General features: G+C 70.5%; 6 protein-coding genes. 3 read left to right on the forward strand and 3 right to left on the reverse strand.

The window, feature by feature from the left end; translation table 11 throughout:
* Positions 1-421: MBL fold metallo-hydrolase (locus ADL12_RS19140; RefSeq protein ID WP_159053202.1), on the reverse strand; the 421-nt coding region annotated here is incomplete at its 3' end.
* 80 nt (positions 422-501) lie between these two features.
* Positions 502-759: a hypothetical protein gene (locus tag ADL12_RS54060; RefSeq protein WP_159053203.1), complete on the reverse strand. Its 258-nt coding sequence runs from the start codon at positions 757-759 to the stop codon at positions 502-504.
* 136 nt (positions 760-895) lie between these two features.
* On the opposite strand from ADL12_RS54060, the gene ADL12_RS19150 reads away from it, so the two are divergent.
* Both ADL12_RS19150 and ADL12_RS19155 read left to right on the forward strand, forming a co-directional pair.
* Positions 896-2,353, forward strand: a complete 1,458-nt coding sequence (locus tag ADL12_RS19150) for an aldehyde dehydrogenase (RefSeq protein WP_062703887.1) — start codon at positions 896-898, stop codon at positions 2,351-2,353.
* A gap of 3 nt (positions 2,354-2,356) precedes the next feature.
* Positions 2,357-2,629, forward strand: coding sequence for a ferredoxin (locus tag ADL12_RS19155; RefSeq protein ID WP_062703888.1), 273 nt, complete (start codon positions 2,357-2,359; stop codon positions 2,627-2,629).
* Between the two features lie 312 nt (positions 2,630-2,941).
* Here ADL12_RS19155 and ADL12_RS19160 read toward each other — a convergent pair whose 3' ends face one another.
* Positions 2,942-3,613: a TetR family transcriptional regulator gene (locus ADL12_RS19160; RefSeq protein ID WP_062703889.1), complete on the reverse strand. Its 672-nt coding sequence runs from the start codon at positions 3,611-3,613 to the stop codon at positions 2,942-2,944.
* A gap of 210 nt (positions 3,614-3,823) precedes the next feature.
* Here ADL12_RS19160 and ADL12_RS19165 point away from each other — a divergent pair.
* On the forward strand, positions 3,824-5,478 hold a 1,655-nt coding region (locus ADL12_RS19165), incomplete at its 3' end, for a glycosyltransferase family 4 protein (RefSeq protein ID WP_244187944.1).

Raw genomic sequence — 5,478 nt, forward strand, 5'->3', positions numbered from 1 at the left:
GGCGGGCGGCGCGCAGCGGGGACACGTGGGCTTCGGGGGCGCCGGCCGCCGTGAGCTTGTCCGCCATGTACGAGAACCAGCGCTCGGGACGGGTCGCGCGGGTGCGCCGTACGATCGCCGCGTCCGCCGCGTGCATCGCGAGCCAGGCGCCGGAGGACTCGCGCACCTTGCCGGACAAGCCGTGGTGGTCGGGGTGGTGGTGGGTGATGACCACGCCGTGGATCTCGGAGGGCGCGGTGCCGCACGCCGTCAGGCCCTCGGCGAGGGTGTCCCAGGAGGCCGGGTCGTCCCAGCCGGTGTCGACGAGCACCGGGCCGCGGTCGGTGTCGACGACGTACACGAGGGTGTGGCCGAGCGGGTTGTCAGGGATGGGGACCTCGATGGACCGGACGCCGCCGCCGTGGTCGTACACCTGCGCCATGGGTTCCCCAATCGCCGCGATGCGTTCCGGCCGACCGGGTCACTATAACTAGAACGAGTTTCGATGGGAGCCCGAGTCATCTACCAGCAGTCCGGGGAGAGCGAGGTAGGGAAGTGCTCGCAGGGGACCCAGACAGGCATCTCGGCGGGCTCGGCCTGCCTTCTGCGCTCGGGGGTCCAGTACTCCCTGATCTCCTGCGGGCTCTTCGTCTCCCTGTCGACGGACACCCCGTTGCTCCGCTTCACTTCGTCCCAGGACGACGCCATCCATACGGCGCCGCAGACGGCCACCGTCATCGCCGACGTGAAAGCCGCCCAGTGGCGCTTGCGTGCTGTCATCCTCAAGTCCCCTCCCCCCACTTGATCAGCGTAGGGGCGAGGTGTGTGCGGTCCGTGGACTCCTCCGGGTGGAACTGGTATCAGTTCTGTGTATCTGATAGATCGTCAGAATCGCGCTCCGGGGAGGCAGTCGGCCATGACCGAGCTCGTGGAACACGGACAGCTGTTCATCGGCGGGGAGTTGACCGACCCCCTCGGCAACGACGTCATCGAGGTGATCTCGCCGCACACGGAAGAGCTCATCGGACGCGTACCGCACGCCACGCCGGCCGACGTCGACCGGGCGGTCGCGGTGGCGCGGCGGGCGTTCGACGAAGGCCCCTGGCCAAGGATGTCGCTCGACGAGCGCATCGAGGTCGTCACCCGCATCAAGGACGGCATCGCCCTGCGCCACGAGGAGATCGCCCGCGTGATCTCCTCCGAGAACGGCTCCCCGTACTCCTGGAGCGTCCTCGCGCAGGCCCTCGGCGCGATGATGGTGTGGGACGCGGCGATCACGGTCGCGCGGAACTTCACGTACGAGGAACAGCGCGACGGCGTGCTGGGGAAGATCCTCGTGCGGCGCGAGCCGGTCGGGGTCGTGGCGGCCGTCGTCCCCTGGAACGTCCCGCAGTTCGTCGCCGCCGCCAAGCTCGCGCCCGCGCTGCTCACCGGGTGCACGGTGATCCTCAAGCCGTCGCCGGAGTCGCCGCTGGACGCCTACCTCCTCGCGGAGATCGCGAAGGACGCCGGGCTGCCGGACGGGGTCCTGTCCATCCTCCCGGCGGACCGCGAGGTGAGCGAGTACCTGGTCGGGCACCCACGGATCGACAAGGTCTCCTTCACCGGCTCGGTGGGGGCCGGGAAGCGCGTGATGGAGGTCGCGGCCCGCAATCTCACCCGCGTGACCCTGGAGTTGGGCGGCAAGTCGGCGGCCGTGGTCCTGCCGGACGCGGACGTCGAGGCGACGGTCGCCGGCGTGGTCCCGGCGGCGTGGATGAACAACGGCCAGGCGTGCGTGGCCCAGACCCGCATCCTGCTCCCCCGCTCCCGCTACGACGAGTTCGCCGAGGCCTTCGCCGCGGCGGCGGGCGCGCTGGTGGTCGGCGACCCGCTGGACCCGGCGACCCAGGTGGGGCCGCTGGTGGCGCAGCGGCAGCAGCGCAGGAACCTCGACTACATCCGTATCGGCCAGGAGGAGGGCGCGAAGATCCTCACCGGTGGCGGGCGTCCGCAGGGGCTGGAGCGGGGCTGGTATGTCGAGCCGACGCTCTTCGGGGACGTCGACAACTCGATGCGGATCGCGCGCGAAGAGATCTTCGGCCCCGTGATCTGCCTCCTTCCCTACGGCGACGAGTCCGAGGCCGTGAAGATCGCGAACGACTCCGACTACGGCCTGAGCGGCAGCGTCTGGACGGCCGACACCGCGCACGGCATCGAGGTCGCCCGCCAGGTCCGCACCGGCACCTACTCGGTGAACACCTTCAGCCTGGACATGCTGGGCCCGTTCGGCGGCTACAAGAACTCCGGGCTGGGGCGCGAATTCGGCCCCGAGGGCTTCGGCGAATACCTGGAGCACAAGATGATCCATCTTCCGGCCGGCTGGGAGGCGTGAGCGATGGGGGTGCCTCCCGCGCGAGCGTGTTCGAGCGTGAGGGCGGGCGACCGCTGGCACGTCGAGGTCGACCGGTCGGTGTGCATCGGCTCGGCCCAGTGCGTCCACCACGCCCCCGACGGCTTCCACCTCGACACCGGCCGCCAGTCCCGTCCGGCCGACCCGGAGACCGACGCCAACGAGAGGATCCTGGCCGCGGCGGAGAGCTGCCCGGTGGAGGCGATCGTGATCACGATGCTGGGGAGCGGGGAGCCGGTGTTTCCGCCGGAGGACTGAGGCTGGAGATCGAGGGCCGTTTCGAACGCCGGTGACGGTGATGCCCGATTTTGCCCAGGAAAATTGCCCTTCGGGGTGTTCTCTCTGGGGGGAGATGTTCTATTATGAAAGTCGGCCTACGGGACGAGTGAGGGAGTTCGAACCGGAGTAGCCGACTCTGGCGGGAAGCAGACGGCTTCCGCTGGGGCCGACGTCGACGGTCCGGGCTGAGAGGCCGGAAAGTCGGAAGACCGAGAGGTCGGAAGACCGGAAGGCGACCCCTAGTACCTGATCCGGGTAATGCCGGCGCAGGGAACCCGTCTCGTAGGTCATTCATCTGCCCGGACGCCTCGTGCGACCGGGCTTCTCCATGTGCCCCTGTGTCCCCTCTGCGTCCGTGGGTGCCGTCAGGTCGATCAGACGGCACACCGTCTCGATGTCGATCTTCACCTGGGCGATCGAGGCGCGGCCCGAGAGCCAGGTGATCAGGGCCGAGTGCCAGGTGTGCTCGATGACGCGGACCGCGGAGAGCTGCTCGGGGGTCGGGTTCTCCAGGCCCATCGCGTCCAGGATGATCACCGTCGTCTGCCGGGACACCTGGTCGACCTCGGGCGAGACGCTGCGGTCGGCGAAGGTCAGGGCCCGGACCATGGCATCGGCCAGGTGCGGCTCGCGCTGCAGGGCGCGGAACGCGCGCATCAGGGTCTCCGCCACCCGCTCCGCCGCCGTCCGCCCCTGCGGCGGCTTCTTCCGCAGCGTGCCGTGCATGTGCTCCAGCTGGTCCTGCATCGTGGCGACCAGCAGATGCACCTTGGACGGGAAGTAGCGGTACAGGGTGCCGAGCGCCACCTGCGAGGACTCCGCGACTTCCCGCATCTGCACGGCGTCGAAACCACCCCGGCTGGCGAGCTGCGCGCTGGCGTGCAGGATGCGCCGACGACGGGCCTCCTGCCGCTCGGTGAGGGGCGGCGAGGCCGGGCTCGCGCTACTGACTTCCGCAGGCATGGATCCCGTTCCGTGACAGTCGGTGAGGGTGAGTGACCGGACAGAGCATGCCAGCGCGTCGGCCGTGGCGTGAATCACCTGATCCATCGCTCACAGCGGCGCTACCTGCCGGTAGATTCAGAGCCTCTTGAACGATCAAGTCTGAAACTTGTTCTAGATTAGCGTCCCGGCGTAATCTCGCGGGACAGTGCAGGGAGAAGGGGGCCCAGAGTGACCGCTGAGGCCAGGGAGGCCGGGTCTCCACAGGACCCTGCCGCCGACGGCGAGCGACCGCTCGACATCGCGCTCCTCACCTATAAAGGGAACCCGTTCTGCGGCGGCCAAGGCGTCTACGTACGGCACCTCTCCCGCGAGCTGGCCCGCCTCGGCCACCGCGTCGAGGTCATCGGCTCCCAGCCCTACCCCGTCCTCGACGAGGGCGCGGAGTACGCCGACCGCCTCACCCTCACCGAGCTCCCCAGCCTCGACCTGTACCGCCAGCCCGACCCCTTCCGCACCCCGGGGCGCGACGAGTACCGCGACTGGATCGACGCGCTGGAAGTGGCCACCATGTGGACCGGCGGCTTCCCCGAGCCGCTGACCTTCTCGCTGCGCGCCCGCCGCCATCTGCGCGCCCGGCGCGGCGAGTTCGACGTCGTGCACGACAACCAGACCCTGGGATACGGATTGCTGGGCGAGGTCGGCGCCCCGCTCGTCACCACCATCCACCACCCCATCACCGTCGACCGCCAGTTGGAGCTGGACGCGGCCGAGGGCTGGCAGCGGCGGATGTCGGTGCGCCGGTGGTACGCCTTCACGCGCATGCAGAAGCGGGTCGCCCGCCGCCTGCCGTCGGTGCTGACCGTGTCGGGTACCTCCCGCGCCGAGATCGTCGACCATCTCGGCGTACGCCAGGACCGTATCCACGTGGTCCACATCGGCGCGGACACCGACCTGTTCTCGCCGGATCCGTCGGTACGGCAGATCCCCGGCCGGATCGTCACGACCTCCAGCGCCGACGTCCCGCTGAAGGGCCTGGTCTTCCTCGTCGAGGCACTCGCCAAGGTGCGCACCGAGCACCCCGACGCCCACCTCGTCGTCGTCGGCAAGCGACCCGAGGAGGGGCCGGTCGCGCAGGCCGTCGAACGGTACGGCCTCGAAGGCGCCGTCGAGTTCGTCAAGGGCATCTCCGACGCCGAGCTCGTCGACCTGGTGCGCTCGGCGCAGGTGGCGTGCGTGCCGTCGCTGTACGAGGGCTTCTCCCTGCCGGCCGCCGAAGCCATGGCCACGGGGACGCCGCTGGTCGCCACGACCGGCGGTGCGATCCCCGAGGTCGCCGGGCGCGACGGCGAGACGTGTCTGGCGGTACCGCCGGGGGACCCCGGGGCGCTGGCCGCCGGGCTGAGCCGGCTGCTGGCCGATGCGGAGCTGCGGGACCGCCTGGGCGCGGCCGGCCGTGACCGCGTCCTGCGGAACTTCACCTGGGCGAAGGCAGCCGAGGGCACGGTGGCCCGCTACCGCGAGGCCATAGCCGACTCGGTGCGCCCGGCCTCCACCCGCTCCGTGACACCAGCGACGGCCCGCTCGGCGTCCGAGACCCCCGACCTCTCCACGGCCTCGACAACTGCCGCAGCGGCAAGGCCGGCCGAGGACGCGAAGAACGACGAGCCCGCCCGCGTGGCCGAGGCGACCGGGGCCGGTGAGCCCGCCCGTGTGGTTGAGGCGGCCGGGGCCAGTAAGCGTGCGCGCGTGGGCAAGGTGGCCGCGGCCGGTGAGTCTGCCCGCGTGGCCGATGCGGTCGGGGCCGGTGAGCCTGCTCGTGGGATCGGGGCTGCGAAGAGCGGTGAGTCCGCGTGGCTGGTCGGGGCCGCCAGGAATGGCGAGTC

It is taken from the genome of Streptomyces regalis (assembly GCF_001509475.1).
GTDB classification, from domain to species: Bacteria; Actinomycetota; Actinomycetes; order Streptomycetales; family Streptomycetaceae; genus Streptomyces; species Streptomyces regalis.

Bases quoted from the DNA above. Each gene is read 5' to 3' on its own strand.
- ADL12_RS54060 (WP_159053203.1), bottom strand. From the start codon at position 759: ATGACAGCACGCAAGCGCCACTGGGCGGCTTTCACGTCGGCGATGACG.
- ADL12_RS19150 (WP_062703887.1), top strand. From the start codon at position 896: ATGACCGAGCTCGTGGAACACGGACAGCTGTTCATCGGCGGGGAGTTG.
- ADL12_RS19155 (WP_062703888.1), top strand. From the start codon at position 2,357: ATGGGGGTGCCTCCCGCGCGAGCGTGTTCGAGCGTGAGGGCGGGCGAC.
- ADL12_RS19160 (WP_062703889.1), bottom strand. From the start codon at position 3,613: ATGCCTGCGGAAGTCAGTAGCGCGAGCCCGGCCTCGCCGCCCCTCACC.